Source organism: Streptomyces sp. NPDC000348, assembly GCF_042898795.1.
In the GTDB taxonomy this organism is placed as follows: Bacteria; Actinomycetota; Actinomycetes; order Streptomycetales; family Streptomycetaceae; genus Streptomyces.
The window spans coordinates 590,088-615,453 of sequence record NZ_JBIAZD010000002.1 but is presented as its reverse complement, the minus strand read 5'-3'; the positions used below and the strand labels follow the sequence as shown (position 1 = coordinate 615,453).

Below are 25,366 nucleotides of genomic sequence, written 5' to 3'. Positions count from 1 at the left end.
CGCCTGCGCGGACGGCCGGCCCAGCGGGAGGGCGAGCAGCAGCGCGGCCGGCAGGGTCAGTAGGCGACGGGCCATCCGCTGCTCCAGTTCAGGAGGTTGATGCCGAGCTTGGGGGTGCCGTTGTCGTTGCCGTCGTAGTAGTGGTAGACGATCAGGTCCCCGTCGACGTCGTTCATGATCGACTGGCCGCCGGGGCCGATGACGCTGCCGTGCGACTCGAGTACGGGCGTGCCGCCGTTGCTCATCATCGCGACGCCGTTCTTGTCGCGGTACGGCCCGGTGACGGCGGTGGCGCGGCCCACCTTGACCTTGTAGGTGGAGCCGGTGCCGGCGCAGCAGGTGTCGTACGAGGCGAAGAGGTAGTAGTAGCCGCCCCGCTTGACGATGAACGGCGCCTCGACGGCCTTCGTCCCGGAGGGGCGGGAGGCGAGGGAGTAGCGGGTGGTGTGGGAGGAGAGCTGCTTCCCGGTGGACGGGTTGATCTGGATCATCTTGATCCCGGTCCACCAGCTGCCGAAGGAGAGCCACCACTTCCCGTCGTCGTCGACGAAGAGGTTGGGGTCGATGGCGTTGTAGTCGCTGGAGGAGTTCGAGGTGTAGACGATGCCGTAGTCGCTCCAGCTGCCCGGCTGCCCGGTGGTCGAGCCGGCGAGCCCGATGGCGGAGGTGTTCGACCCGAACGACGAGACGGAGTAGTACATCAGGTACTTGCCGCCGTGGTACGAGATGTCCGGCGCCCAGGCCTCCGGCACGGAGGAGTAGTTCCGCCACCAGCTCGGGCGGGACGAGAACGCGTCGGCGCCGGCGGAGAAGGCGGTGCGGTCGGTGGAGGTCTTGTGGGAGATGCCGCCGCCGGTGGCGTAGAGGAGGTACTGCCCGGAGGAGGTCCGGATCATCGACGGGTCGTGCGTGACGACGGAACCGGTGACGCGGCCGGGGTTGGGGTACGCCGAGGCGGTGGTCGGCATCAGTGCCAGGAGGGCGGCGGCGGGGAGGGCGAGCAGTGCGGTGCGTGTGCGGAGGGTGCGGCCCATGCGGGGTTCTCCTTGCGGTGGGGGTCGGCTTGTGTTCGGAATACCGAACAGCGATCGCAAGTTCGAACGGACCGTAGAATCGAACCACGTGCGCGTCAATGGTCCGCGCAGCCTCTTCCGAACGTCGGCCCCGGAGGACCGTGACCACCGTGCCGCCGGGTGGTCACGGGCCTCCGGGGCCCTCTTTCACCCGGACGAGGTGGCCGACGGGGTCGGGCAGGGCGAGGAGGCGGCGGGGTCGGGGGACGGGGCCTCGGACTCGGTGGGGCAGTCGCCCGGGCCGGTGGGCGAGGGGTCCGGGTCGGTGGGCGAGGGGTCCGGGTCGGTCGGGTCCGGTGACGGCGACGGGCTCTGCGTGGGGGACTCGCCGGGCGGCTCCGTGGGCTCCTGGCTCGTCGGAGGCGCCGTCGGGGAGGCGCTGGGGCCGGGAGACGGGGAGGAGGAGGGCTGCGGGGAGGACGAGGAAGGGCCCGGGGACGGCTCGGGGCTGCCCGGAGCGCTCGGGTCCGGGCCGATGATGACGCCACCGCCGTTCCCGGCCCCGCCACCGCCCCGGTCCACGGGCTCGGTCGCCGGGGTGTCGCCGCCCGCGCCGGGACTCCTCGGGACGACGCCCTCGCCGTCGGGGACGGTGTGGACCCCCCGGCGGTAGAAGTCCAGCCAGTACCTGACCAGCCTCAGGTAGGCGTGCGAGTGGTTGTAGCCGAGGATCGCCCGGTCCAGGTCCGCGGCCCGGCCCAGGTCCCGGTCGCCCGCGCACAGGTAGTGCCCGGCCGCCAGGGCCGCGTCGAAGACGTTGTTCGGGTCGGCGCGGCCGTCGCCGTTGCCGTCCGCGCCCCAGCGGGCCCAGGTGGACGGCAGGAACTGCATCGGCCCCACCGCGCGGTCGTAGACCGTGTCACCGTCGTGGGCGCCCCCGTCCGTGTCCCGGATCAGGGCGAACCCCCGGCCGTCGAGCGGTGGCCCGGTGATCCGGCCCAGGGTGGTGCCACTGCGGTCGACCGCGCCGCCCCGCGCCTGGCCGGACTCGACCTTGCCGATCGCCGCGAGCAACTCCCAGGGCAGCCGGCAGCCGGGGTCCGTCCTGCCGACGGAGGTCTCGGCGGCGCGGTAGGCGCGCAGCACGGTGGCCGGGATGCCGGACTGGGAGCGGAGGTCCCGCGCGAGCGCCGGCGTGGCCGGGGCGGCGTCCCGGGTGGTCAGGGGCGGGAGTTCGGTGTGGTAGGAACCGTCGCCCGGCGGAGCGGGCTCGGCGTACGGGCCGTCCGCCGCCGTCCCGCGTGCGTCGTCGGCGGACGGAGCGGTGCGGGCGTCCTCCATGTCCCCGGCGAGTCCGGGCGCCCGGGAGGCGGTGAGGGCCGCCATGGCCGCCACGGTGACGGCGGTCGTCCGCAGTCCCCTGCGGCTCCGGCCGGTGCGCGGACGTCGTGCGCGGCGTACGGGCATGGCTGTCACTCCTGTCGGATGCGGGGGCGTGTGAGCCTGTGGGCCTGTGGGTCCTGTCGGTCGCGCGGCCCTCAGCGGCCGAAGGTGTCGATGCCGGAGACGAGCCACCGTCCGTCGCGGTGCACGACGTCGACGGCGAGCATGGCGCCCGCGTACACGCCCTCGTCCCCGCCGTCCGCCTTGTCCTCCTTGCTCGCCCCGTCCGTCTTGTTCGTTTTGTTCGCCTTGTCCGTGGCGGCCTTGTCCCCGGCGGTGCCGACGCTGCTCTGGTCGGCGTAGACCAGGACCCGGGCCCGGTGGCCGTCGATCCGTTCGACCGCGCTCTCGGTGACCGTCGTGGTGATCACCGCCTTCTGCTCGTCGGCCCGCTCGCGGACGTCGGCGAGCAGGGTGCGGTGCTGGTCGACGGCCTTTCCCGTGAGGAGGTCCCGCGCGGCCTGCTCGAAGGCGCCGGGGTCGGTGTGGTCGTAGGAGAAGAGCCGGTCGACGGCCTTGGACGCCTGTCCCTTGATCTCGCCGGTGCGGGCGAGGTCGGTCAGGGCGGTGTTGCGCCGCGCGGGGTCGTCCCGGAGCGCTTCGGCCTCCGCGTGCGCCCAGCCGGCGAAGCCGCCGAGGAGCACGGTCAGCGCGCAGAGCGCCGCAAGGACCCACGGGCGGCGCGACCGGGTCCGGACGGCCTTCTCGCCGACCACGGCCCCGGACGCCTTTCCCTCCCCGGCCGTCCCGGCCTCCCCGACCGTCCCGGTCGTCCCGGTCGTCCCGACCGTCCCGGTCGCCCCGGTCGTCCCGGTCGTCCGCGCGGAGGACGGGGAACCGGGAGGAGGCAGGACGGCCGTGCCGCCCGTACGGGTCCGGCCGCCGGCGCTTTCCGGGGCCCCGGCGGAGGGGGTGGACCGGGTCTCGCGGGCCTGGCGGCGCCGCTGGCGGTTGATGTGGTGGCGGGTCGTCGACATCGTGCTGTCCTCTCGGTGCGGCGGCTTGCGCGGTGCGGAACCGGCTCAGCCGGTCGGTGCGCCGCCCACGGGGGCCTGGCCCAGGGCGCTCAGCTTCCACCGGCCCCCGGTGCGGGTGAGTTCGCCGAGCATGCGGCTGTCCTTGTCCGTCTTCGCGCCGTCGGACGCCCTGACGGTGACGCGCAGGGCGATCAGCACCCGGGCGCGGCCCGCGCGGTCGTCGAGTTCGGTGACGGCGCCCGACAGCACCCGGGCCGTGGTGACCGTCTTCGCCGCCTTCACCTGCTCGGCGAACTCGTCGCGCCCCGCGGCCAGTTGCTCGTGCAGTTCACCGGTGGTCGACGACTCCCACAGGTCGAGGCCCTGGTTCAGGTCCCGGTGGTCGAGCGTGTTGAGGTTCTGTACGGCCTGCTCCCCGGCGGCGAGTGCCTCGTCCCGTTGCGCGGCGTACGCGGCCCGGTCGTCGTGGGCCGCGCGGTACCAGTCCTGCCCCGTCCACGCCGCGAAGCCGCCCGCGACGAGGGTGAGGGCGAGGACCAGGGACGGCAGGGTCCGGGGGCGGTGTGCGGCGAGGGCGCGGACCGCGCGTTCCATGGGGTGCTCCAGTCTCCCGCGCACGTGTCAGCGGGCCTTGAGGTCGACGATCCGCCAACGGTCGTTCTCCAGCCGGGCCGTGACGGTGAGCTGGGCCGCCACGGTGGTGGCCTCGCCCTTGCCGCGGCGGGAGGTCTGGTCGAGGAAGACCAGCAGGCGGGCCCTTCCGCCGTCGAGTTCGATCACCCCGGTGCGGACGGCGCGGGTGCTCAGGGTGACGCGCTGCTCGGCGAGGTCCCCGCGGACCCGGTCGAAGAGCTCCCGGTACTGGCGGGCGGCGCGACCGCCGAGGACGGAGTCCGCGGAGCGCGCGGCGGCCGCGGTGCCGTCCGGGGTGTAGGAGAAGACACGGGCGAGGGCGTTGCCGACCTCGCCCGCGACGCGGTCGGTGGCCTCGGTGTCGGTGAGCGCGCGGTTCCGGGCGGACTCGGTCGACTCCAGCCGGTGGGCGCCGTAGAGGAAACCGCAGCCGCCGAGGACGAGCGCCGCGGCGATCCCGGCGAGAGCGGCCCGCCGCAGCCGGCCGCCCGACGGCCGACCGGCCCGGACACCCTCCACCGGGTCCGCGGAGGGCTGCTCCGCGGAGAGCCCGCCGTCCGGGTCCTCCACGCCGGACGCCCCGTCCCCGGTGGGCCCGTCGCCGGAGGCTCCCTCCCCCGAGGGCCCGCTCCCGGAACGCCGGTCACCGGAGGGCCCGTTGCCGGAACGCCGGTCCCCAGAGGGCCCGTTGCCGGAACGCCGGTCCCCGGAGGGCCCGCTCCCGGAACGCCGGTCCCCAGAGGGCCCGTTGCCGGAACGCCGGTCCCCAGAGGGCCCGTTGCCGGAACGCCGGTCCTCGGAGGGCCCACCGGCGGAGAGTCCGTTCCCGGGTGGCCCGTCCCCGGGCGTTCCCTCTTCGGTGGGCGGGGCCGCGGGGACCGTTCCCGGGGTGGCGTCCCGCGCGGAGTCCCGCGCCCCGCCGCCGTGCGACAGCCGTGCCGGTGTCATCGGTCCCCGTCCTCCCGCTCCCCCGAGAGCGGTACCGCGCTCAGCGCCCTCACCTTCCACTCCCCCTCGCCCGTGCGGGCCAGGACCGCCTCCAGGCGTTTGCGGTCGGTGGCCGGCTTCTTCGCCCCGGCGGGCGTGACCTCGACGCGGACGGTGGTGATGAGCTTGGCCGTACCGGCCCGCGTGTCGAGGACGGTGACGGCGGCCTCCGTGACCGTGCCGCGCGCCGAGGCGCCCGCCTCGGCCTCGGTACGGCCCAGTTCCTCGCGCAGCGGCCCGGTGGAGACGTCGCGCCAGGCCCGGACGCCCTGCTCCGCCCGCTGCCGGGTGGTGGCGTCCAGCGTGGTGAGCACGGCGATGCCCTCCCGTCCGTCGGCGAGCGCCCGGTCGCGCTCCCGGCCGTGGACCAGCGCGTCGTCGGTGCGCGCCTGCGCGTACGTCCACGCGCCGGTGCCGCAGAAGCCGAGCGCCAGGGCGAGCCCCGCGCCGGTGAGCGCCCGGGCCCGCCTCATCGCGTGCTCCCGCCGGCCGGGGCGAGGAGGCCCGCCATGTCCCCGGGTGCCTCACCTGCCTGGCCGGGCAGGGCGAGGGCGCCGGGGAGCGCGGCCGGTCCGCCCGTCCGTGCCCCGCCGCTGCCGGAGGGCAGGGTCCCGGGTCTGGCCGGCTCGGGCACCGCGCCGCCCTTCGGGGCGTTCGCCGCGCCGCGCACGTTGAACCCCTCCGCGGCGGAGGCGGTGCAGGCCGCGCCGGTGTTGAGGGCGGGCGTGGTGCCGAGGTCGAGCCCGTTGCGGTAGCGGGTGGCGCCGTATCCGGCGGTGCAGGGCAGGGGCTTGAAGAAGGTGACGGCCATGCCGAGGTTCAGCTTCCCTCCGTCGACGGCGGTGGCGCCGGCGGCGACCGCCGCCGGGAGCTTCACGAGGAGTTCCTCCGTACCGCGCTGCCGGGTGACGGCGATCTCCGAGGTGGTGAGCAGATTGGCGAGGACGACGCCGAGGCTCGGGTCGAGGTCCCGCAGGACGCCGCTGACCTGGGTGGCGGCCTCGGGCGTGACGGCGAGGAGGCGGCGCAGGTCGGCGTCGGAGCCCTTGAGGGTGCGGGCCAGTTCCTTCGCCCCGACGGCGAAGTCGCGGATGGCCCGCTCCTCCTCGGCCTGGGTGCGCAGGACGGTCTCGCCGTCGGTGATGAGCCGGACGGTGGACGGCAGGGCGCGGTCGGCGGCCTCCACGAAGTCGCTGCCGCTGTCGAGCAGGACCTGGAGGTCGTCGCCGTGGCCCTCGAAGGCCTTGCCGAACTCGTCCACGACCGTGCGCAGGTCGTCGAGCGGGACGGAGCGGGCGAGGTCGTCCACGCTCGCGAGCACGTCGGTGACGGGTCTGGGCACCTGGGTGTCGGTCTGTTCGATGCGGGTGCCCTCGGCGAGGTAGGGGCCGCCGTCGCTCTCGGGCCGCAGGTCGATGTACTGCTCGCCCACGGCGGAGAGCCCGGCGACCACGGCGCGGGTGTCGGCGGGGATGCGCGGGGCGGACTTCTTGATGCGGAGTTCGGCGACGACGCCGTCGGCGGTGAGGCCGATCGGGCCGACGCGTCCCACCGAGACGCCCCGGTAGGTGACGTCGGAGTGGGTGAACAGGCCTCCCGTGCGCGGGAGTCGCACGTCGACCGTGTAGTAGTCGGCGATGCCGGCGTACCGCCCCAGGTCGGCGTAGCGGATGCCGAGGAAGGAGAGGGCGAGGACGGCGACGACGAGGAAGGCGAGGTTCTTCAGCCGTACGGCGAGGGTGATCAACCCGGTTCACCTCCCCCCGTGACCGCCGGGCCGGCCGCCGTCCCGGTGGCGGGGACGGAGGGCAGGGGCAGGGGGGAGGACCCCGACGGCGTGGGCCGCCGCGAGGGGGACGGCGGCGGGGCGGCCCCGCCCTCCCCGCCGGACCCGCCCTCCCCGCCGGTCCTCCCCGCGGACCGCTCCCGGCCGGCCGCGTCCGGCCCGCCGTCCGCGGGGGCGGAGGGCGACGCGGTGCCCCGGGGCACCAGCGGCGGGATCACCTGGGTCCCGGGCGTGGCGACCATGTCCAGGTACACGTTGAGGTAGTCGCCCCTCACCCCGCGCAGCACCTCGTCGGTGAACGGGTACGTCAGCAGCACCTCCAGCGAGTCGGGCAGGTCCGTGCCCGCGTCCGCGAGCGCCTTCAGGGTCGGCGCGATGGCCTCGAGGTCGGCGATCATGTCGTCCTTGCTCGCGTCGATGGTGGCGACGGCGACGCCGGAGAGCGTGTCGAGGGAGCGCAGCATGGTCAGCAGTGAGCCGCGCTGCTTCTCGAGCGTCTTCAGTCCGGGCGAGAGGTCGGTGAGCACGGTGCCGACGTCGTCCTTGCGGGTGGCGAGGGTCGTGGAGAGCCGGTTGACGGCGTCGAGGGCGTCGGTGATGTCGCCCCGGTGGTCGTCGAGGTCGGTCACCAGGGTGTTGACCCGCTTCAGCATGGAGCGGACCTCGGGTTCGCGTCCGCCGAGCGCCGCGTTGAGTTCCCGGTTGACGGTCCTGAGCTGGTTGACCCCGCCGCCGTTGAGGAGCAGGGACAGCGCGCCGAACACCTCCTCGACCTCGGTGCTGCGGCTGGTGCGGGAGGCCGGGATGACGCTCCCGTCCTCGAGCCTCCCGGTTCCGGCCGCCCGCTCGGGCGCGACGAGCTGGACGTACTTCTCGCCCAGCAGGCTGGACTGTTCGAGCCGGGCGGCGGCGTCGGCGGGCAGCCGCACATCGCCGTTGATCTCCATGGTGACGCGGGCCGACCAGTCGTCGCGGCCGAGTTCCACGGCGGTGACCCGGCCGACGGCGACGTCGTTGACCTTCACCGCGGACTGCGGGACCAGGCTGAGCACGTCCCGGAGTTCCGCGGTGACGGTGTAGGGGTGGTCGCCGAGGTCGGCGCCGCCGGGCAGCGGCAGGTCCTCGATGCCGTCGAAGCGCGGCAGCTCGACGGTGACCGCGCCGAGGGCCAGGGTGAAGCCGAGGCCGAGGGCGACCAGCCCGCCCAGGGTGAGGCCGGCGGCGCCGCCCGTGGTGAGCGCGCCGCGCCGCACCGCCGCGGCCTTGGGACCGGAGTGCCGGGTGCGGCGCCTCATCGCTCCCCCTTCCCGGTGGCCGCGGGCCCGTCGCCGCTCGGGGCGGAGCCGCCCGACGCGGGCAGCGGCAGCAGCGGTCCGCCCATGCTGATCTCGTTGAGGTCGGCGCGGCCGTCGAGGGTGCGGGTGTCGGGGTTGTAGGCGTTCACGACGTTGCCCGCGGCCAGCGGCGCCACGTCCAGCGCCTCGGCGAGCGAGGCCCGCTGCTCGACGAGGGTCCGGGTGAGGGGGACGAGCCGGTCGACGTTCTCCTTCAGCTCGCCCCGGTTGTCCTCGACGAAGGTCTTGACCCGGCCGAGGGCGGTGCCGAGTTCCTCGAGCGCGCCGGCGAGGTCGTCCTTGTTGTCGGCGAAGAAGCCGACGACCTCGTCCAGGCGTTCCTGCGCGGTGCGCACGTCGGTGTCCTTCTCCTTCAGCATGGTGGTGAAGGTCTGGAGCCTGCGCAGCGTCCTGAACAGGTCGCCGCTGCTGCCGTCGAGGGTCCTGGCCGCCTTGCCGAACTCCTCGATGCCGTCGCCGATGGCCTCGCCGTTGCCGTCAAGGTTGGCGGCGCCGGTGCTCAGCAGTTCGGACAGGGCGCCGTCGGCGTTGGCGCCGTCCGGGCCGAGTGCCTCGCCGAGTTCGGTGATCGAGTCGTAGAGCCGGTCGATCTCGACGGGGGTGCGGTTGCGCGCGGCGGGCAGCACGGCGCCCTCGGCGAGGGCGGGGCCCGTGCTGTGGGCGGGGGTGAGCTGCACATAGCGGTCGGCGACGACGCTCGGCGCGACGACGACGGCCCGCGCGTCCTCGGGGACCTTCACGCCCTCGTCCAGCAGGAGGCCGACGCGCACCGTGGTGCCCTGGGGCCGCACCGACTCCACCTCGCCGACCCGCACACCGAGGATGCGCAGGTCGGAACCGGCGTAGATGCCGACGGCGCGGTCGAAGTAGGCGGTGATGCGGGTGCCGTCGGAGTCGAGGACCCGGGCGGTGGTCAGGCCGCCGGCGACGAGCACCGCGAGGGCGAGCACGCCGGTGAGGACTCTTCTGCGTCTGCTCATCGCTCACCGTTCCCCTGGGCCGCCGTCTGTCGTGGCGGCATGCAGCCGGTCTCGGGCAGGGACGTCTCGGGCAGGTAGTCGCGGGGGACGACGCCGCACAGGTAGCTGTCGAACCAGCGGCCGTTGCCCAGGGTGTTGCCGACGAGGCGGTAGTACGGGCCGACCAGCGCGAGGGTCCTGCCGAGCTGGGTGTTGTTCTTCTCCAGGACGCCGGTGACCCGGCCGAGGGCCTCGAGGGTGGGGCCGAGCTGCTTCTCGTTGTCGTCGACGAGGCCGCCGAGTTCGGCGCCGAGCTTCCTGCTTCCCTTGAGCAGGGAGCGGATGGCGTCGCGGCGGTCCCGGAGTTCGCCGAGCAGGGAGCCGCCGTCCTCCAGGAGGGTCTCGAAGCTGGACTTCCTGTTCTGCAGCGTCTTGGTGAACCGGGCGCTGCCCTTGAGGAGTTCGGAGAGCTTCGCGTCGCGCTCGGAGACCGACTTCGACAGGGCCGACAGGCCGTCGGCGGCCTTGCGCACATGGGGCGGGGAGTTCTCGAAGGTGTCGGAGATGGTCGCGAAGCTCTCCGCGAGCCGCCGGGTGTCGATGTCCTCGACGGTGGAGCCGAGGTCCTGGAACGCCTGCGTCACGTCGTAGGGCGAGGTGGTGCGGGACAGCGGGATGCGGCTGCCGGGATCCTGCCGGCCGGAGCCGAGCGGGTCGAGCGCCAGGTACTTGTCGCCGAGGAGGGTCTTGATGGCGATGGCGGCGGTCGTCCGGTCCCCGATCCAGGCGTCCTCGACCTCGAAGGTGACCTTCACCTTGGCGCCGTCGAGGGCGACGCCGGTGACCTCTCCGGCCTTGACGCCGGCGATGCGCACCTCGTCGCCCTCGTCGAGGCCGGCGGCCTCGGAGAAGTCGGCGCTGTAGTGCGTACCGCCGCCGAACGGCAGCCGGTCCACGTGGTAGACGAGGGCGGCGAGCAGGGCGAGGGCGGCCAGCCCGACGACGGCGACGGCGACGGGGTCGCGTTCCTTGACCGGCCGGATGCGCGGGCGCCGGAGTCCGGCCGCCCTCCCGGCCCCGGCGGCCCGTGCCCCGTCGGTCCGGTCGCGCCGTGCGAAGGGCCTCATGCGCGGCACCTCGGTTCGGTGATCGCGATGCCGGTCGGCGGCTTCGAGCCGTCGGAGGTGGTCACTCCGCTCACACGTGCCTCGCAGAGGTAGAGGTTGAACCACGATCCGTAGGAGGACAGGCGGGCCAGGGCGGTCATCTTGGCGGGGGTGCGGTCGAGGAAGTCCTCGATCCGGGGCGTGTGTTCGCCCAGGCCCGTCGAGAGCCGGCCCAGTTCGCGGATGTCCCGCTTCAGGGGGGCGCGGCCGTCCTCGAGGAGCCCCGCGGTGACGGTGGTCAGCTCGCCCATGGCCTCGACCGCCTCGCCGAGGGGTTCGCGGTCGTCGTTGAAGCCGGTGACGAGGTCCCGCAGGGTGACGACGAGGTCGTCGAAGCCGTCCTCGCGGTCGTTGAGGGTGTCCAGGACGGTGGTGAGGTTGTCGACGACCTGACCGATCACCTCGTCCTTGGCGGCGACGGTCGTGCTGAGCGAGCCGACGTGGCGGATCAGGCCGTCGACGGTGGCGCCCTCGCCCTGGAGCACCTGCACGATCGAGCCGGCGAGTTCGTTGACGTCCTTCGGGGACAGCCCTTCGAACAGCGGCTTGAACCCGTTGAAGAGCAGGGTCAGGTCGAGGGCGGGCGTGGTGCGGTCGAGCGGGATGGTGTCGCCCGCCTCGAGCGTGCCGGTGAGGTTGCCGGTGCCGCGGTCGAGGGCGACGTAGCGCTGGCCGACCATGTTGAGGTACTTCACGGCGGCGGTCGCCGAGCGGGGCAGCCGGCGGTCGTCGCGGACGGTGAAGGTGACCTGCGCGGTGCGCCGTTGCACGACGCGGACGTCGGTCACCTCGCCGACCTTCACCCCGGAGATCCGTACGCTGTCGCCGTCGACGAGTCCGGTGACGTCGGTGAACAGGGCCCGGTAGGTGGTGGTGCCGGTGCTGACGCCGGTGCTGGCGACGCTGAGGCCGAGCACGGTCGTGGCGATGCCGGTGACCACCACGAAGACCAGGGACTTGAGCAGCGGCCCGGTCAGCGGGCGGCGGCGGGTGTGCGCGTTGTCCGGGGCGGTCATCCGAGGGTCACCTCCGTGCCGCGGTAGGCCGGGCCGACGAGCAGGCTGCTCCAGTCGGGCAGTTCACCGGGCGGCCGGCCGGTGGCGGGTGCGAGCAGTTCGTTGACGAGGTCGTTCTCCTGCGGGGAGTTGGCGGGCCCGAGGTCCTGGCCGGCCGCCGCGGAGGCCTGCGCGGCGGGCCGGGCGAGTGTGCCGAGGTAGGGCACGGAGGGGCAGCGGGGGCCGCCGCCGGAGTCGTACACCGGGGTGTCGCGGCCGGGCAGGTAGGCGCCGCGCGAGGGCACGGTGGTGACGTCGACGTGGATGCCGGGCCGGCCGGTGCCCTTGCCGAGCGCCTTGTCCATGGCGGGCACGAACTCGGCGAGGGTGCGCAGGGTGCAGGGGAAGGAGGGGGAGTACTCGGCGAGCAGTTCCAGGGTGGGGCGGCCGGCGGCACTGAGCCGGATGACGGTGTCCTCGTTCTTCCGCAGGAAGGCCGTCATGTCCTCGGCCGTCCGGGTGGTGGCGCCGAGGGTGCGGGCGTAGGCGGCCTCCTCCTCGGCGAGGGTGCCGCTGGTGGTGGTGAAGTCGGTGAGCGCCGTGATGATGTCGGGCGCGGCGTCCGCGTAGACGTGGCCGACCTTCACCAGGTGCTTGAGGTCCCGGTTGAGGGCGGGCAGGTGGGGATTGAACTCCTTGAGGTGCGCGTCCAGCCGGACGAGCGTGTCGCCGAGCCGGTCGCCGCGTCCCTCCAGGGCGCGCGAGACGGCCGACAGGGTCGCGGAGAGCTTCTGCGGCTGGACCGCGGTGAGCATCGGCAGGACGTCGTCGAGGACCTGCTGGAGTTCGACGGCGTTCTCGGAGCGGTCCTGCGGGATGACGGCTCCGGCGGCCAGTGGCCGGTCCGAGGGGTCCTCCGGCGGCACGAGGGCCACGAACCGCTCGCCGAACAGGGTGGTGGGCAGCATCTGCGCGCGGACGTCGGAGGGTACGTCGTCGAGGGCGCCGGGCTTCATGGCGAGGGTGAGCCGGGCCCCGTCGCCGGTGGCGTCGACGGCGCGGACCTCGCCGACGACGACGCCGCGCAGTTTGACCTCGGCGCCCAGGTGCATCTCGTTGCCGACGCTGCCGGTCTCGACGACCACCGGGTCGGAGTCGGTGAACTCCTTGTCGTAGACGGCGACGGCCAGCCACACCAGCAGGACGGGCACCAGCAGGAACACCACCCCGGCGCACCGGTGGCGCAGCGTCTCGCCTCGTGCTCCGCTCATCTCACCCCGCCACCTTCACGGTCGTGGTCGCGCCCCACAGGGCGAGCGACAGGAAGAAGTCGGTGACGCTGATCAGCACGATGGCGTTGCGCACGGACCGGCCGACGGCCACGCCGACGCCGGCGGGGCCGCCCGTGGCGCGGTAGCCGTAGTAGCAGTGGGCGAGGATCACCATCACGCTGAAGATCAGCACCTTCAGCACCGAGAGCAGGACGTCCGTCGGGGAGAGGAAGAGGTTGAAGTAGTGGTCGTACGTGCCCCGGGACTGGCCGTTGAACAGGACGGTCACGTAGCGGGACGCCAGGTAGGAGGAGAGCAGCCCGATGGCGTAGAGCGGGACGATGGCGACGACCCCGGCGATGATGCGCGTGGTGACCAGGTAGGGCATGGAGCGGATCCCCATCCCCTCGAGGGCGTCGACCTCCTCGTTGATGCGCATGGCGCCGAGCTGGGCGGTGAAGCCGGCGCCGACGGTCGCCGAGAGGGCGAGGCCGGCGACGAGGGGGGCGATCTCGCGGGTGTTGAAGTAGGCGGAGACGAATCCGGTGAACGCGGCCGTGCCGATCTGGTCGAGGGCCGCGTAGCCCTGGAGTCCGACGACGGTTCCGGTGAAGAGCGTCATCGCGGTCATCACGCCGATGGTGCCGCCGATGACACCGAGCCCGCCGGAGCCGAAGGCGACCTCGGCGAGGAGGCGCTGCACCTCCTTGAGGTAGCGGTGCAGGGTCCGCGGGACCCACAGCAGCGCCCGGGCGTAGAAGAGCAGGTGGTCGCCGGAGCGGTCGAGCAGGGCGAGCGGGGAGGCCATCGGGCCTCAGCCTCCCTTCGGCGGGACGATCTGGAGGTAGATGCCCGTCATCACCATGTTCACGAAGAAGAGCAGGAGGAAGGTGATGACGACGGACTGGTTGACGGCGTCGCCGACGCCTTTGGGGCCGCCGCGCGGGTTGAGGCCCCGGTAGGCGGCGACGATGCCCGCGATGAACCCGAAGACCAGCGCCTTGAGTTCGCTGATGTACAGGTCGGCCGGCTGGGCCAGGGCGGAGAAGCTGGACAGGTAGGCGCCGGGGGTGCCGCCCTGCATGACGACGTTGAAGAAGTAGCCGCCGAGCGTGCCGACGACGGAGACCAGGCCGTTGAGCAGGACCGCCACACCCATGGTGGCCAGGACCCGGGGCACGACGAGGCGCTGCACGGGCGAGACGCCCATGACCTCCATGGCGTCGAGCTCCTCGCGGATCTTGCGGGAGCCGAGGTCGGCGCAGATGGCGGAGCCGCCGGCGCCGGCGATCAGCAGGGCCACGATGAGCGGGCTCGCCTGCTGGACGACGGCGAGGACGCTGGCGCCCCCGGTGAACGACTGGGCGCCCAACTGCTGGGTCAGGGAGCCGACCTGGAGCGCGATGACGGCGCCGAAGGGGATGGAGACGAGGGCGGCGGGCAGGATGGTGACGCCCGCGACGAACCAGAACTGCTCGATGAACTCGCGGAACTGGAAGGGCCTTCGGAAGACGGCGCGGCTCACTTCGGCGGCGAGCGCGAACAGCCGGCCGGTCTGCCGCAGCGCACCGGTGATCATGCGCCGCTCCCGGCGGCGGGCATCGGCAGGGTGGGTGCCCCGGCGCTCTCGGCGTAGGTCCTGCGGATGGCGGAGCGCGCGGCGGGCGGCAACTGGTCGATCATGCCCATGACACGCTCGCGCCGCCGGGTGACGGCCCGGCGCGGCGGGAGGCCGGACGACGGCTCCAGCTGCGGGACGATGGCCCGGGGCCGGGCCCCGGCGGCGCCGGCGGCGTCCGCCTCGGCGGCGAGGGTGGCGGCGTCCTTCTCCTCGGACATCCCGATGGGTCCCTCGCGCCGGCCGTCGAGGAACTGGGCCACGACCGGCTCCTCGCTGGTGAGCAGCACCTCGCGCGGACCGAAGGTGACGAGCTCGCCCCGGAAGAGCATCCCCATGTTGTCGGGCACGGTGGCGGCGATGTCGAGGTTGTGGGTGACGATCAGCATCGTCGCGTCGATCTGCGCGTTCAGGTCGATCAGCAGCTGGGAGAGGTAGGCGGTGCGGACCGGGTCGAGCCCGGAGTCCGGTTCGTCGCAGAGGATGATCTGGGGGTCCAGCACCAGCGCGCGGGCCAGGCCGGCCCGTTTGCGCATGCCGCCGCTGATCTCCCCCGGGAGCTTGCCCTCCGCGCCCAGCAGCCCGACGACCTCGATCCGCTCCATGACGATGCGGCGGATCTCGGACTCCTTCTTGCGGGTGTGCTCGCGCAGCGGGAAGGCGATGTTGTCGAAGAGGGACATGGACCCGAAGAGGGCTCCGTCCTGGAACATGAGCCCGAACAATTTCCGGGTCTCGTATATGTCCCTCTCGGGACTGTTCACCATGTCCACCCCGTTGATGAGAACACGGCCCTTCTCGGGTTTGAGCAACCCTATGAGCGACTTCAGGAAAACGGTCTTCCCGGTGCCGGACGGGCCCAGCATCACGCTCACCTCTCCGGCAGGAAGGGTGAGTGTCACGTCCCGCCAGATGCTCTGCCTACCGAAGGACTTGGTCAAGCCCTCGACCACCACTTCGATTCCCATGTCACCTCCAGCGGACGTGTGTCGGACGCGCGCCGCGGGCGCACGTTAAGTCGGCGCGGAACGCACTGACAACGGGTGCGGCGCCGGTTTCCCGCCGCCCTCGTGGACTTTGTCACCGTGCAGACAACATGGCGCACCCGAACTTGTCTCCGGGGAGACAGGCAGGGTCCCGCGGCTCTGGGGGGTGTGGATCCGCGGGACCCTGCCGACGGACGTCCGGCCCCGGTGGAAGGGCGCGGCCGGAAAGCATCCGTCATGGCTCCGGCCGACGGGGGCCACCGACCTGGAACCGAGCACCACACCGGCACGTTACGGCCGAGTAACCTCGGCGGGCAAGAGCGGAATCCGAGTTTTCCAGGACCTCCGGTTCAGCCATCCGGAAGCTGTCAGGGAGCAGACAAAACCCGGTCGGGAACTTGTCACCGCGTGAGCATTCCGGCCCGATACCGGGCGAGGAAAGGGGAACGTCCGCACCATCGGACGGAAACCTCGACATTGACACCCGATGACTAAGCGGGCTCGCGATCCGCTCACTCCGGAAACAGATGGTTGCCCTTTTCAAAGAATCATGAACGGTGCCATTGTTCGGCCAAGTTTCCCGCAAGTAACGTCGTTGCTCGCGGACAGGGACCATCGAGCCGCGGGCCGTACGGCCTCCCCATCGATCACCCCGGCCACGGCCCATCTCTGCCGGTCAATACAAGGAGAGTCCCAGAGCCATGAAGAAAACCCTCAGAACGACCGCTGTCGTGGCGGGTGCGGCCGCGGCCGCCTTCGGCCTCGCCGTCGCGCCCGCCTCGGCGGTGCCCTCCACCGTGTGGACGGTCACCCCGACGGGCAGCTACACGGCGACCAACAGCGGCAACATCGTGCTGACCGCCACCATCCCGATGACGTGCACGACCTCGGGCGCCTCGGGCGGCATGGCGAGCACCACGGGCAACCCGGCCACGGTCGCCACCATCAACGCCATCAACTTCGGCACCTCCGCCTCGCCGTGCACCAGCGTCCTGGGCAACGTCACCACCGTGGCGGTCACTCCTTGGACCGTCGTCGCGCAGGACTACACCGCCTCGACCGGCGTCACCAAGGGCTACGTCGGCAACGTCACGGCCAACGTGACCGCCGGCGCCTGCAAGTTCACGGTGACGGGCAAGGCCTCGGCCACCTACACCAACTCCACCGGCATCCTGGCCGTCAACAGCGTCTCCGGTGACCTGGTCGTCAGCTCCAGTCCCGCCCCCGTCAACTGCGGCTCGGTGGTCACGACCGCCACCAAGCCCGTCTTCAAGGGCAACTACGCCATCAAGGCGTCGAACGGCACCATCCCGAAGATCGTCGGCTCCAACCCGTAAGGCGCCGCCCGTCCGCGTCCGCCCGGCCGGCGTCCCCGGCCGGGCGGACGCGGACTGCCCGGCCGAGCCCTCCGTAACCCGCTGCCGAACGACCCGAGTGGAGCTGTATGAGAGGCCATCGTGCCACCGCGCCGCGGCCACCCCGTGTCCGTGCCAGGAGCGCGGCGATCGGTGCGTTCGTCGTGCTCGCCGCCACGGTCCCGGCCGCGGCGTCCGCCGCGGGCACCCAGGAGGTGGACGCCGAACTCCCCTACGTCTGCGCGCTGCCGTCCGGACGGCAGCCCGTGACGGTCCGGGTCTCGGCGACGTTCCCGGACCGGGCGGAGCCGGGCGGGGCGTTCTCCCCCGCCGACGTCACCACCACCGTGGAACTCCCGGCGGAGGCGGTCGCGGACCTCACCGCGTCCGACGCCGCCACGGTCCGGGCCGCCACCCGTCTCACCGTCGGCGTCGCCCAGGGCGAGGCCGCCGCCGAGGCGACCTGGCGCGGCACCGCGGAGCCGGTCCCCCTGCCCGGTTCCGGACCGCTGGCGCTGACCACGACGGGCGACGTCCCCTCGGTGACCGGACAGGGCGAGGGCGACCTGACGTTCTCCGCCGGGAACCTCGCCGTCGACCTGGAGCCCGGCACGGCGGACGGGACCGCCGCCGGCCCCGGCGCGCCGACCCTCGACTGCTCCCCCGCCGGGGACACCCCGGAGAACGGGCTGCTGGCCACCGTGCCGGTCGGCACGGACACGCCGGAGCCGAGCGGTTCGCCGTCCGCGCCCGGCTCCTCCCCCGCAGCACCGGACCCGTCCTCCGGGACGCCCGGGGACGGGGAGGGGGACGGTCGGGGGGACCGTGCGCCGGGGGTGGCGGAGAACCCGCCCGGCACCGCCGCGGGGCGCGACGCGCCGCCCTGCCGCTACGACGACGGGAATCCGTCCACGTCGGCGTCGCTGAACGCCTACATCACCGGCTACTCGAACGTGCGGAAGCTGCGGGGGGCCTCGCTCATCCCCCTGTCCTGCGTCCTCGTCGAGCAAGGTCCCCTGGACATCGTCGACTTCTTCCCGGACTTCTCCGGCGCCTACCTGAAACAGCACTCGGAGGGCAGGCTCCACCACCAGGGACGCGCGCGGACCCCGCCGTTCCAGGCCGACTTCCTGAGCTTCGGCTTCGTGCCGACGAGGGCCACGATGGTGCTGGAGCAGACCGGTCCCCTCACCCTGGACGTCGCCGGCGAGACCGTGTTCGAGACCGGATACACCACCTTCGAGACCCGTGCCCGGGTCCCGCTGGTGCTCCGGGTGACCGCTCTCGAGGTCAACGGGACCCCCCTGGACGTCGGGGCCGGCTGCAGGACGAAGAGCCCCCTGCGCTCCCCCGAACCGGATCCCTCGGCGTATCCCGGCGACCACATGGTGCTGTTCGGGAGCAGTACGCACCAGCCCCCCGAGATGCCCGTCGGCTACCTGCTCAGTTCCGGCGGTCCCCTGACCGGAGAGGTGACCGTCCCCGCCTTCACCGGCTGCGGGACCGGCGGCGAGAACCTCGACCGCCTCCTCACCGCCTCCGTCTCCGGCCCCGGCAACTACGTCAAGCAGATCCAGGGCCAGACGTGCGCGGTGCAGGTCTTCAACCCCGACGAGTGCACCGAGGACCTGCAGCCCCTGAAGATCCCCGTACCCGAGCGCTGAGCCGTACCCCCTCCTCCACGGAAGGCCACCACCCATGCCCCTGCTCACCACCCGCGCCAGGATCGCCACCGTCTCCGCCCTGACCGCGCTCGGCGCCTTCGCCTCCCTGGGCACCGCGACCGCCGCCGAGCCCGCGCTGAACGGCGAGTGGGCCCCCTTCACCCGCTGCCCCGTGGACGCCCCGGCGATGCTGGCCGCCGACGGCTTCGACAAGACCCCGCAGTGCGTGGTCTCCACCTCCGCCAGCGGCTCCATCAAGCTGGGCAAGACCACCGTGGTCACGGGGAGGACCAACCTCCAGATCGGCGTCGTCCAGAACGCGGACGGCACCAGCAGCGTCGTCGCCCCGCCCTCCGGCGCGCTCGTCGCCGACTCCGCCACCGTGCCCGGCGGTCTGCTCGGCCTGATGTGCCCGAGCAACATGCCGGTGATCACGGCCATCTGCGAGACGCTCGACAACTCCACCCTCAACAGGATCACCGCCACCATGGAGTCCGTCGGCTCGCCCTACGCCTTCGACCAGACCGCGGGCGTCCTCACGGACCTGCCCATCGTCGCCCTGCCGGTCCGGATCCACCTGGAGAACCCGCTCCTGGGCGGCAACTGCTACATCGGATCGAAGTCGAACCCGATCCTGCTGCGCCCGGAGAACCGCAACAACCCCGACTTCGGGATGAGTTTCTTCAAGGGCGACGGCACCCCGGACGAGGCCGGCGACATGAGCCGGATCAACCTCACCGGCGCCACCCAGAACGACAGCACCTTCGCGGTCCCCGCCGCCACCGGCTGCGGTCTGAACATCGGCCTGATCAACGCCGCGGTCAACGCGAAGAGCGGGCTGCCCTCCGCCTCCGGCAACAACAGCCTCACCCTCGACGACACCCGGACCCACCTCACCGGCCTCAACGCGCCCGGCACCGTGGCCCCCGAGGCCGGCAAGGTGCTCGCGGAGAACTGGCACTCCGCCGTCAGGTAACGGCCACGCGGCAGCGGTTCCCGGCCGTTGCGGCGGCCGGCCCGTGCACCGGTGAAGAAATTTCACTCAACCCGTGTACAAGAAAAGGAAGTTGATTTAGCTTCAGCTTCTCAGACCGGCATGACCTGGTGGACCGGTCCGGGTGGGCGTCCGCCACCCGGCCGGACGCCCGCCCGGCCGCCGCGCCGGACACGTCGGAGAGCAAGGGGTGACTGATGCCCTCGATCACACGGCCCCCGGAGGTCGGTGAACCGCTCGAGCCCCTGCCCAGGAAGTTCGCGGCCTTCATACGGCCGGAGCTGCCGGGGCTCCTGAACGAGATACGGGCCGAGGTCACCCGCGCCTACCCGGTCTACGGCCGGCTGCTCAACGGCCCGGACGGGGACGCGATCCGCCAGGGCGTGGAACAGACGCTGACCGCCTTCGTGGACCGGGTGGCCGATCCGGGCAGGAGCTCGGAACTGCGGGACGAACTGCTGCGCAGGTTCGGCCGGGTGGAGGCCTACGAGGGCCGCGACCTGGAGACCCTGCAGGGCGCCTACCGGCTCGGCGCCCGCATCGCGCTGCGCCGCGCCAGGACGGTGGGGCGACAGTACAACCTCTCCCCCACCCTCATCCTCGCCTTCGCCGACGCCCTCTTCGCGTACGTCGAGGAACTGGAGGCGGTCACCCGCGAGGGGTACGCGGAGGTGCGCGAGCGGGCCGCCTCCGAAGTGTCCGCGTTACGGAGACGATTACTCCACCTGATCCTGGCCGCGTCACCGCTGCCCCAGACGGCCGTCTCCGAACTGTGCGAGGCCGCCGCCTGGGAACTGCCCCGCACGTGCACCCTCGTCGCGCTGCGCCCCCCGGTGCCGGACCACATCCAGGCGGCCCTCGACGGCGACGTCCTCGCCGACCTCGACATCCCGCAGCCGCACCTGCTCGTCCCCGGGGACCTCACCCCGCAACGCCTCGCGGTGCTCGGCCGGGCCCTGTCCGGCACCCGCGCCGCGGTGGGCCTGACCGTACCGCTCGCGCAGGCCGCCGACTCCGTCCGCTGGGCGCGCCGCGTGCTCCAGTTCGTCGACGACGGCGTGGTGCCCGACGCCCCGCTGGTCCGCTGCGAGGACCACCTGATCACGCTGTGGCTGCTGTCCGACCCCGCCCTCGTCGACCACCTCGCGGCCCGTGAACTGGCCCCGCTCGACGGGCTGCCCGCCAGCCGGCGCCACCGGCTCGTCGAGACGCTCCGGGTGCACGTCTCCACCCGGGCGCCCGCCGAGCAGGTCGGCGAGATACTCGGCGTGCACGCCCAGACCGTCCGCTACCGTCTGCGGAACCTGGACGCCCACCTGGGCGACCGGCTCACCGACCCCGACCACCGCTTCGCCCTCGAGGTGGCCCTGCGCTCGCTCCACCTGCGCGACCACGACGGCGGGGAGTGATCCCCGCCGCGGGCCCGCCCCGTGAGCGGCGCGCGTTCCGGAACCGACGGCCGGGAAGGCGCCCTCCGCCCCCGCCGCCCGGACCGGTGCCCCCGGCCGGGCCGGCCGCCCCACCGGCGGACGGGGCGAACTCCGGCCATTCGCTTTCACCATTCCAAAACGGGAGACAACAGACTTAACGGAACCCTCCGTGAACACAGGAGTACCGGTTCGTGGACAATGGCCCACCGGCACCCCGTGTGGCAGCACAACAGGAGGCGCTCCCTTGGAGCTCAGCAGGCGTACCTTCACCGCCCTGGCCGGTACGGCGGCGCTCGGTCTCGCGCTGGCCGGCAGCGGCGGGGCGGCGACCGGCGCGCACGGGCCGCGCGGCGTGCCGACGGGCCCGCCGCCCCCTCCCCCGAGCGCGGACGGCAAGCGGCACCGGATCGGCCACGACCGGTACTCGCTGCTGGTCGACGGCCGGCGCCTGGTGCTGTGGTCCGGCGAGATGCACCCCTTCCGGCTGCCCAGCCCGTCCCTGTGGCGGGACGTGCTGCAGAAGCTGCGCGCCCACGGCTGCAACGCGGTCGGCGTCCCCGTGCCGTGGAACCACCACTCCCCCGCGCCCGGGGAGTACGACTTCACCGGGGTGCGGGACCTGGACCTCTTCCTGACCATGGCCGCCGAGGAGCGGCTGTACGTCGTGCTGCGTCCCGGCCCGTACCTCGGGTCCGCCGACCTCGACGCCGGCGGCCTCCCCGGGTGGCTGGCGGCCACCGGGAACGGCGCCCGCACCGCCGACCCGGAGTACCTGCGGCACCTCGACGAGTGGCTGAGCGCCGTCAATCGCATCGCCGTCCGGCACCTGTTCACCGCGGGCGGCGGCACCGTGCTGCTGTACCAGTTCGAGGCCGGGCCCGGGATCTCCCTCGGCGATGCGGCCGGGCGCGCCTACCTGACCCACCTGTACGACAAGGCGCGCGCCGACCGCATCGACGTGCCGCTGTTCCACGCGGACGGGCACCCCGGCGGGCGCGGGACCGGCCGGCCGACGCCCGCGTTCGTCGCCACGGTGGCAGGCGGGGCGGCCGATCCGTGGGGCGGGGCCGCCTCCGGCGGCAAGGGGTACGCGGAGGTGCGGCGCACGCACGACGCGGCCCACGAACGGCGCGACCACCTCAGGAGCCTCGCCGACGGCGTCACGGCGCACAGCGTCCGCATGGCGTTCGGCGGGACCTCCTGGGGCTGGCTGCCCGCGCCGGGCGTCTACACCTCGTACGACTACGGGGCGGCGATCGACGAGGGCCGCCGGCCGACGCCGAAGACGGCCGCGCTCCAGCAGCTCGGCCATCTGCTGCGGACCGTGCCCGACCTCGCCCGGCTGGACCCGGCGGAGGAGGTGCGGGCCGAGGACGGCCGGCTGGAGGTGCGCCGCCTGGTCAATCCCGACACCGGCGCCCGGGTGTACGTCCTGCGCAACGACTCCGGGGAGCCGGTCGACTCGATGCTGCCGGGTTCCGGCATCGACGTACCGGTCACCGTCGGCGCGCGGGACGCCAAGCTGCTCGTCACCGGGCTGGGACTGGGCCGGCGGAAACTGGCGTACACCACCGCGCAGCCCCTGCTGAGCACGGCCGTCGGGCGGCAGGACATCGCCGTGTTCGCGGGCCGCCGCGGTGAGACGGCGCAGGTCGCGCTGGACTGCGACAGCGAGCCGCTCACCTCCCGGCTGGACGACGAGCCCGGGTGGTCCTACGACCGGGGCAGGCTGAACGTCGTGGTGCCGCTGGGCGTGGGCGGGCTGAGCCGGGTGCTGGTCGAGGGCGGGGACTCCGAGACGCCCATGGTGCTGCTGTTCGCCGACGACGCGACGGCGCTGCGCCTGTGGCCGTACGAGACCCCGTCCGGCTCGCTGCTGGTCTACGGCCCGGCGCTGCTGCGCTCGGTCACCCTGCGCGGCTCCACCGCCCACCTCGTCGGCGACCTCGTCGGCGAGACCGGCCTGGAGGTGTGGGTACCGCGCGGGATCACCGCCGTGACCTGGAACGGGCGGCCGGTGCGCACCCAGGTCAGCCGGGCCGGGAGCCTGCTGATGGAGGGGCTGATGCCGGGCGCGCCCGAGGTGCGGCTGCCCGCCCTGGAGGGCTGGCGCGGGCGGACGGAGAACCCGGAGTCCGAGGCCGGTTTCGACGACTCGGCGTGGCCGGCCGCCGACCGGACCCCGTCGCACGGCACCACGCCCGTGCCCGGGGGCGGTCCCGTCCTCCTCGCGGACGACTACGGCTTCCACTACGGCGACGTCTGGTACCGGGGGCGGTTCGAGGACGCGCGCGGCGTCGAGTCCGTGTCGCTGTCCTACCGCACCGGTACGCAGGGACTGCTGATGGCCTGGCTGGACGGCCGCCCGCTGGGCACGCACCGGATGCCGGTGCCGGACGGGGACACCGTGGAGCGGGGCACGTGGACGGCGACGGCCTCCTTCGCCGTGCCGGGGAAGCGGCGCGGGAAGGGCCGGCACGTGCTGTCCGTGCTGGTACGGCCGATGCAGCACGACGGGGGCGAGCGGGCGGACGCGCACGGGGCCGCGCGCGGGCTCGTGTCGGCCCGGTTCGGGGGCGCGTCCCGGGAGGTGGAGTGGCGGATCCAGGGCGCCGCGGCACCGGACCGGGTGCGCGGGCCGCTGAACAACGGCGGGCTGTACGGGGAGCGGGAGGGCTGGCACCTGCCCGGGTTCGACGACCGGGAGTGGCCAAAGGCCGGGTTCCCGCGGGAGGAGCGGCGGCAGGGGGTGGCCTGGTACCGGACGGGGTTCCGGCTGGACGTGCCCACCGACGTGGACGCCTCGGTCGGACTCACGATCGACGACGACCCCGGGCGTGCCTACCGGGTCCAGATCTTCCTCAACGGCTGGAACATGGGCCAGTACATCAACGATGTGGGCCCGCAGCACACCTTCGTCCTGCCGAACGGGATCCTGCGCACACGGGGGACCAACACACTGGCCCTGGCGGTGCTGTCCGACGGGACCACACCCTCGGGTCCGCGCGAGGTACGGCTGACGCTGCTGGGCGCGGCGCGGGGCGGGGTTCCGGTGGAGGCGGTGGACTCACCGGGGAGGTGAGCCCACCGCCCCGGCGGCTCACGCCAGCCGGATCACGTTCCAGGACAGCGGCTCCAGCACGGCGGAGAGCCGCCCGTCGTCCAGGGTCGTGCCGTCGACCGGGTGCGGGGTGACCCGCTCGGGCTCGGCGAGGGTGTTGCGGGCGTCGGGGTCGGCGTCCGCGAGGGCGCTGTGCTCGACGACCGAGGTGAGGCCGAGGCCGCTCAGGGCGACCTCCAGCGGCAGGGGCTCGGTGCGGCTGCGGTTGACGGCGAAGACGGTGACCGTGCCGTCCTCGGCGCGCACGGCGGTGGCGTGCAGCAGGTCGGCCTCGCCGTACTTCTTCGTCTCGTACGTCGGTGAGTCCACCCGGACGTCGAGCACCTCGCCCCGGCCGTGCTTCGAGGCCTGGGCGAACGGGAAGAACGTCGTCTGCCGCCAGGCCGGGCCGCCGGGCTCGGTCATGATCGGGGCGATCACGTTGACGAGCTGGGCGAGGCAGGCGACGGTGACGCGGTCCGCGTGCCGGAGCAGGGCGATGAGGAGCGAGCCGAAGACGACGGCGTCGGTGACGCTGTAGTTGTCCTCGAGCAGGCGGGGGGCCTCGGGCCAGTCCAGGGCGCTGACCTGGGCCTCGGTCCGGGACAGGTACCAGACGTTCCACTCGTCGAAGGAGAGGTCGATCTTCTTCCCGGACTTGAGGCGGGCGCCGACGTGGTCGCAGGTGGCGACCACGTTCTCGATGAAGGACTCCATGTCGACGGCGGAGGCGAGGAAGGAGTCGACGTCGCCGTCGAGCGGCTCGTAGTAGGCGTGCAGGGAGATGTAGTCGACCAGGTCGTACGTCTCCTCGAGGACCGTCGCCTCCCACGCGGCGAAGGTCTCCATGGACTGGCCGGAGGAGCCGCAGGCGACGAGTTCGACGCCGGGGTCGATCTGGCGCATGGCGCGGGCGGTCTCGGCGGCGACGCGGCCGTACTCCTCGGCGGTCTTGTGGCCGGTCTGCCAGGGGCCGTCCATCTCGTTGCCCAGGCACCACAGGCGGATGCCGAACGGGTCCTTGTCGCCGTGCTCGACGCGCAGGTCCGACAGGGCCGTGCCGGAGGGGTGGTTGGAGTACTCCTGGAGCTCCAGGGCCTCGGCGACGCCCCGGGTGCCGAGGTTGACGGCCATCATGGGCTCGGCCTGGGGGCCGACCTTCTTCAGGAAGGCGATGTACTCGGAGAGGCCGAAGCGGTTGGTCTCGGTCGAGCGCCAGGCGAGGTCGAGGCGGCGGGGGCGGTCCTCCACCGGGCCCACGGAGTCCTCCCACTTGTAGCCGGAGACGAAGTTGCCGCCGGGGTAGCGGATGGCGGTGACGCCCAGTTCCCTGACGAGGTCCAGGACGTCCTGGCGGAGGCCGGCCTCGTCCGCGGTGGGGTGGCCGGGTTCGAAGATGCCGGTGTACACGCAGCGGCCCAGGTGTTCTACGAACGATCCGAAGAGGCGGGGGTTCACTTCACCTACGGTGAAGGCGGGGTCCAGGGTGAAACGGGCGGTTCGCATGTGCGCCTTCCGAAGAGGGGGTTGGTGTGTCATCGCGGCTGCGGTTCGCGGGGGGTGCCGGTCGCGCGGTCCCCCGCGCTCCCGGAGGACGGCGGGCCGGCCGTTTCTCCGCCGGCCCGGCCCCGGCG

The 25,366-nt window shown here is 73.2% G+C and carries 20 protein-coding genes and 1 pseudogene; 5 read left to right on the top strand and 16 right to left on the bottom strand.

Translation table 11 applies throughout. The annotated features are described in order from the left end of the window. Positions 1 to 56: 56 nt before the first annotated feature. The 15 genes and pseudogenes from ACFY3N_RS06610 to ACFY3N_RS06540 all read right to left on the bottom strand — a co-directional run bounded on the left by ACFY3N_RS06610 (position 57) and on the right by ACFY3N_RS06540 (position 15,171). Positions 57 to 1,034 carry an arabinan endo-1,5-alpha-L-arabinosidase gene (locus tag ACFY3N_RS06610; protein WP_390815517.1) on the bottom strand — a complete coding sequence of 326 codons (978 nt, stop codon included), beginning with the start codon at positions 1,032 to 1,034 and terminating at the stop codon, positions 57 to 59. Positions 1,035 to 1,220: 186 nt separating this feature from the next. Next, entirely contained in the window at positions 1,221 to 2,480 is a 1,260-nt protein-coding gene (locus ACFY3N_RS06605; RefSeq protein WP_390815516.1) for a lytic transglycosylase domain-containing protein, read from the bottom strand. Positions 2,481 to 2,551: 71 nt separating this feature from the next. Next, the gene (locus ACFY3N_RS06600) at positions 2,552 to 3,433 is read right to left on the bottom strand and encodes a hypothetical protein (protein WP_390815515.1); all 882 of its coding nucleotides are present in this window, start codon (positions 3,431 to 3,433) and stop codon (positions 2,552 to 2,554) included. A 45-nt stretch (positions 3,434 to 3,478) separates the two neighbouring features. Continuing rightward, positions 3,479 to 4,027, bottom strand: coding sequence for a nuclear transport factor 2 family protein (locus ACFY3N_RS06595; RefSeq protein ID WP_390815514.1), 549 nt, complete (start codon positions 4,025 to 4,027; stop codon positions 3,479 to 3,481). A gap of 27 nt (positions 4,028 to 4,054) precedes the next feature. Next, complete coding sequence (locus ACFY3N_RS06590) at positions 4,055 to 4,636, bottom strand: hypothetical protein (RefSeq protein ID WP_390815513.1); 582 nt, start codon at positions 4,634 to 4,636, stop codon at positions 4,055 to 4,057. A gap of 374 nt (positions 4,637 to 5,010) precedes the next feature. After that, positions 5,011 to 5,526 carry a hypothetical protein gene (locus ACFY3N_RS06585; protein ID WP_390815512.1) on the bottom strand — a complete coding sequence of 172 codons (516 nt, stop codon included), beginning with the start codon at positions 5,524 to 5,526 and terminating at the stop codon, positions 5,011 to 5,013. Further along, positions 5,523 to 6,800 carry an MCE family protein gene (locus tag ACFY3N_RS06580; protein ID WP_390815511.1) on the bottom strand — a complete coding sequence of 426 codons (1,278 nt, stop codon included), beginning with the start codon at positions 6,798 to 6,800 and terminating at the stop codon, positions 5,523 to 5,525. The genes ACFY3N_RS06585 and ACFY3N_RS06580 overlap by 4 nt, the downstream gene beginning before the upstream one ends. Next, positions 6,797 to 8,134: an MCE family protein gene (locus ACFY3N_RS06575; RefSeq protein ID WP_390815510.1), complete on the bottom strand. Its 1,338-nt coding sequence runs from the start codon at positions 8,132 to 8,134 to the stop codon at positions 6,797 to 6,799. Before ACFY3N_RS06575 ends, ACFY3N_RS06580 begins: the two co-directional genes overlap by 4 nt. Further along, on the bottom strand, positions 8,131 to 9,174 hold the full coding sequence (locus tag ACFY3N_RS06570) for an MCE family protein (protein ID WP_390815509.1): 1,044 nt from the start codon (positions 9,172 to 9,174) through the stop codon (positions 8,131 to 8,133). Before ACFY3N_RS06570 ends, ACFY3N_RS06575 begins: the two co-directional genes overlap by 4 nt. Then, positions 9,171 to 10,280, bottom strand: a complete 1,110-nt coding sequence (locus ACFY3N_RS06565; protein ID WP_390815508.1) for an MCE family protein — start codon at positions 10,278 to 10,280, stop codon at positions 9,171 to 9,173. Before ACFY3N_RS06565 ends, ACFY3N_RS06570 begins: the two co-directional genes overlap by 4 nt. Then, positions 10,277 to 11,335: an MCE family protein gene (locus ACFY3N_RS06560; protein ID WP_390815507.1), complete on the bottom strand. Its 1,059-nt coding sequence runs from the start codon at positions 11,333 to 11,335 to the stop codon at positions 10,277 to 10,279. Before ACFY3N_RS06560 ends, ACFY3N_RS06565 begins: the two co-directional genes overlap by 4 nt. Next, a complete protein-coding gene (locus ACFY3N_RS06555) occupies positions 11,332 to 12,585 on the bottom strand; it encodes an MCE family protein (protein ID WP_390815506.1) in 1,254 nt (417 codons plus the stop codon). The genes ACFY3N_RS06560 and ACFY3N_RS06555 overlap by 4 nt, the downstream gene beginning before the upstream one ends. Before the next feature lies 1 nt (position 12,586). Continuing rightward, the gene (locus ACFY3N_RS06550; protein ID WP_390815505.1) at positions 12,587 to 13,393 is read right to left on the bottom strand and encodes an MlaE family ABC transporter permease; all 807 of its coding nucleotides are present in this window, start codon (positions 13,391 to 13,393) and stop codon (positions 12,587 to 12,589) included. A 6-nt stretch (positions 13,394 to 13,399) separates the two neighbouring features. After that, positions 13,400 to 14,149: pseudogene (locus tag ACFY3N_RS06545) on the bottom strand (MlaE family ABC transporter permease); the annotation flags it as partial. An 11-nt stretch (positions 14,150 to 14,160) separates the two neighbouring features. Then, positions 14,161 to 15,171: an ABC transporter ATP-binding protein gene (locus ACFY3N_RS06540; RefSeq protein ID WP_390815504.1), complete on the bottom strand. Its 1,011-nt coding sequence runs from the start codon at positions 15,169 to 15,171 to the stop codon at positions 14,161 to 14,163. A 719-nt stretch (positions 15,172 to 15,890) separates the two neighbouring features. Here ACFY3N_RS06540 and ACFY3N_RS06535 point away from each other — a divergent pair. The 5 genes from ACFY3N_RS06535 (at position 15,891) to ACFY3N_RS06515 (ending at position 23,714) form a co-directional block, all read left to right on the top strand. Beyond that, positions 15,891 to 16,526: a hypothetical protein gene (locus ACFY3N_RS06535; RefSeq protein ID WP_390815503.1), complete on the top strand. Its 636-nt coding sequence runs from the start codon at positions 15,891 to 15,893 to the stop codon at positions 16,524 to 16,526. A gap of 107 nt (positions 16,527 to 16,633) precedes the next feature. Then, entirely contained in the window at positions 16,634 to 18,208 is a 1,575-nt protein-coding gene (locus ACFY3N_RS06530) for a DUF6801 domain-containing protein (protein ID WP_390815502.1), read from the top strand. Between the two features lie 34 nt (positions 18,209 to 18,242). Then, positions 18,243 to 19,184, top strand: coding sequence for a hypothetical protein (locus ACFY3N_RS06525; protein ID WP_390815501.1), 942 nt, complete (start codon positions 18,243 to 18,245; stop codon positions 19,182 to 19,184). 215 nt (positions 19,185 to 19,399) lie between these two features. Next, positions 19,400 to 20,611: a helix-turn-helix domain-containing protein gene (locus ACFY3N_RS06520; RefSeq protein ID WP_390815500.1), complete on the top strand. Its 1,212-nt coding sequence runs from the start codon at positions 19,400 to 19,402 to the stop codon at positions 20,609 to 20,611. A gap of 265 nt (positions 20,612 to 20,876) precedes the next feature. Continuing rightward, entirely contained in the window at positions 20,877 to 23,714 is a 2,838-nt protein-coding gene (locus ACFY3N_RS06515) for a beta-galactosidase (protein ID WP_390815499.1), read from the top strand. A gap of 18 nt (positions 23,715 to 23,732) precedes the next feature. Here ACFY3N_RS06515 and ACFY3N_RS06510 read toward each other — a convergent pair whose 3' ends face one another. Further along, positions 23,733 to 25,238 (bottom strand): alpha-N-arabinofuranosidase, encoded by a 1,506-nt coding sequence (locus tag ACFY3N_RS06510; protein WP_390815498.1) that lies wholly within the window; start codon positions 25,236 to 25,238, stop codon positions 23,733 to 23,735. Positions 25,239 to 25,366 lie beyond the last annotated feature (128 nt).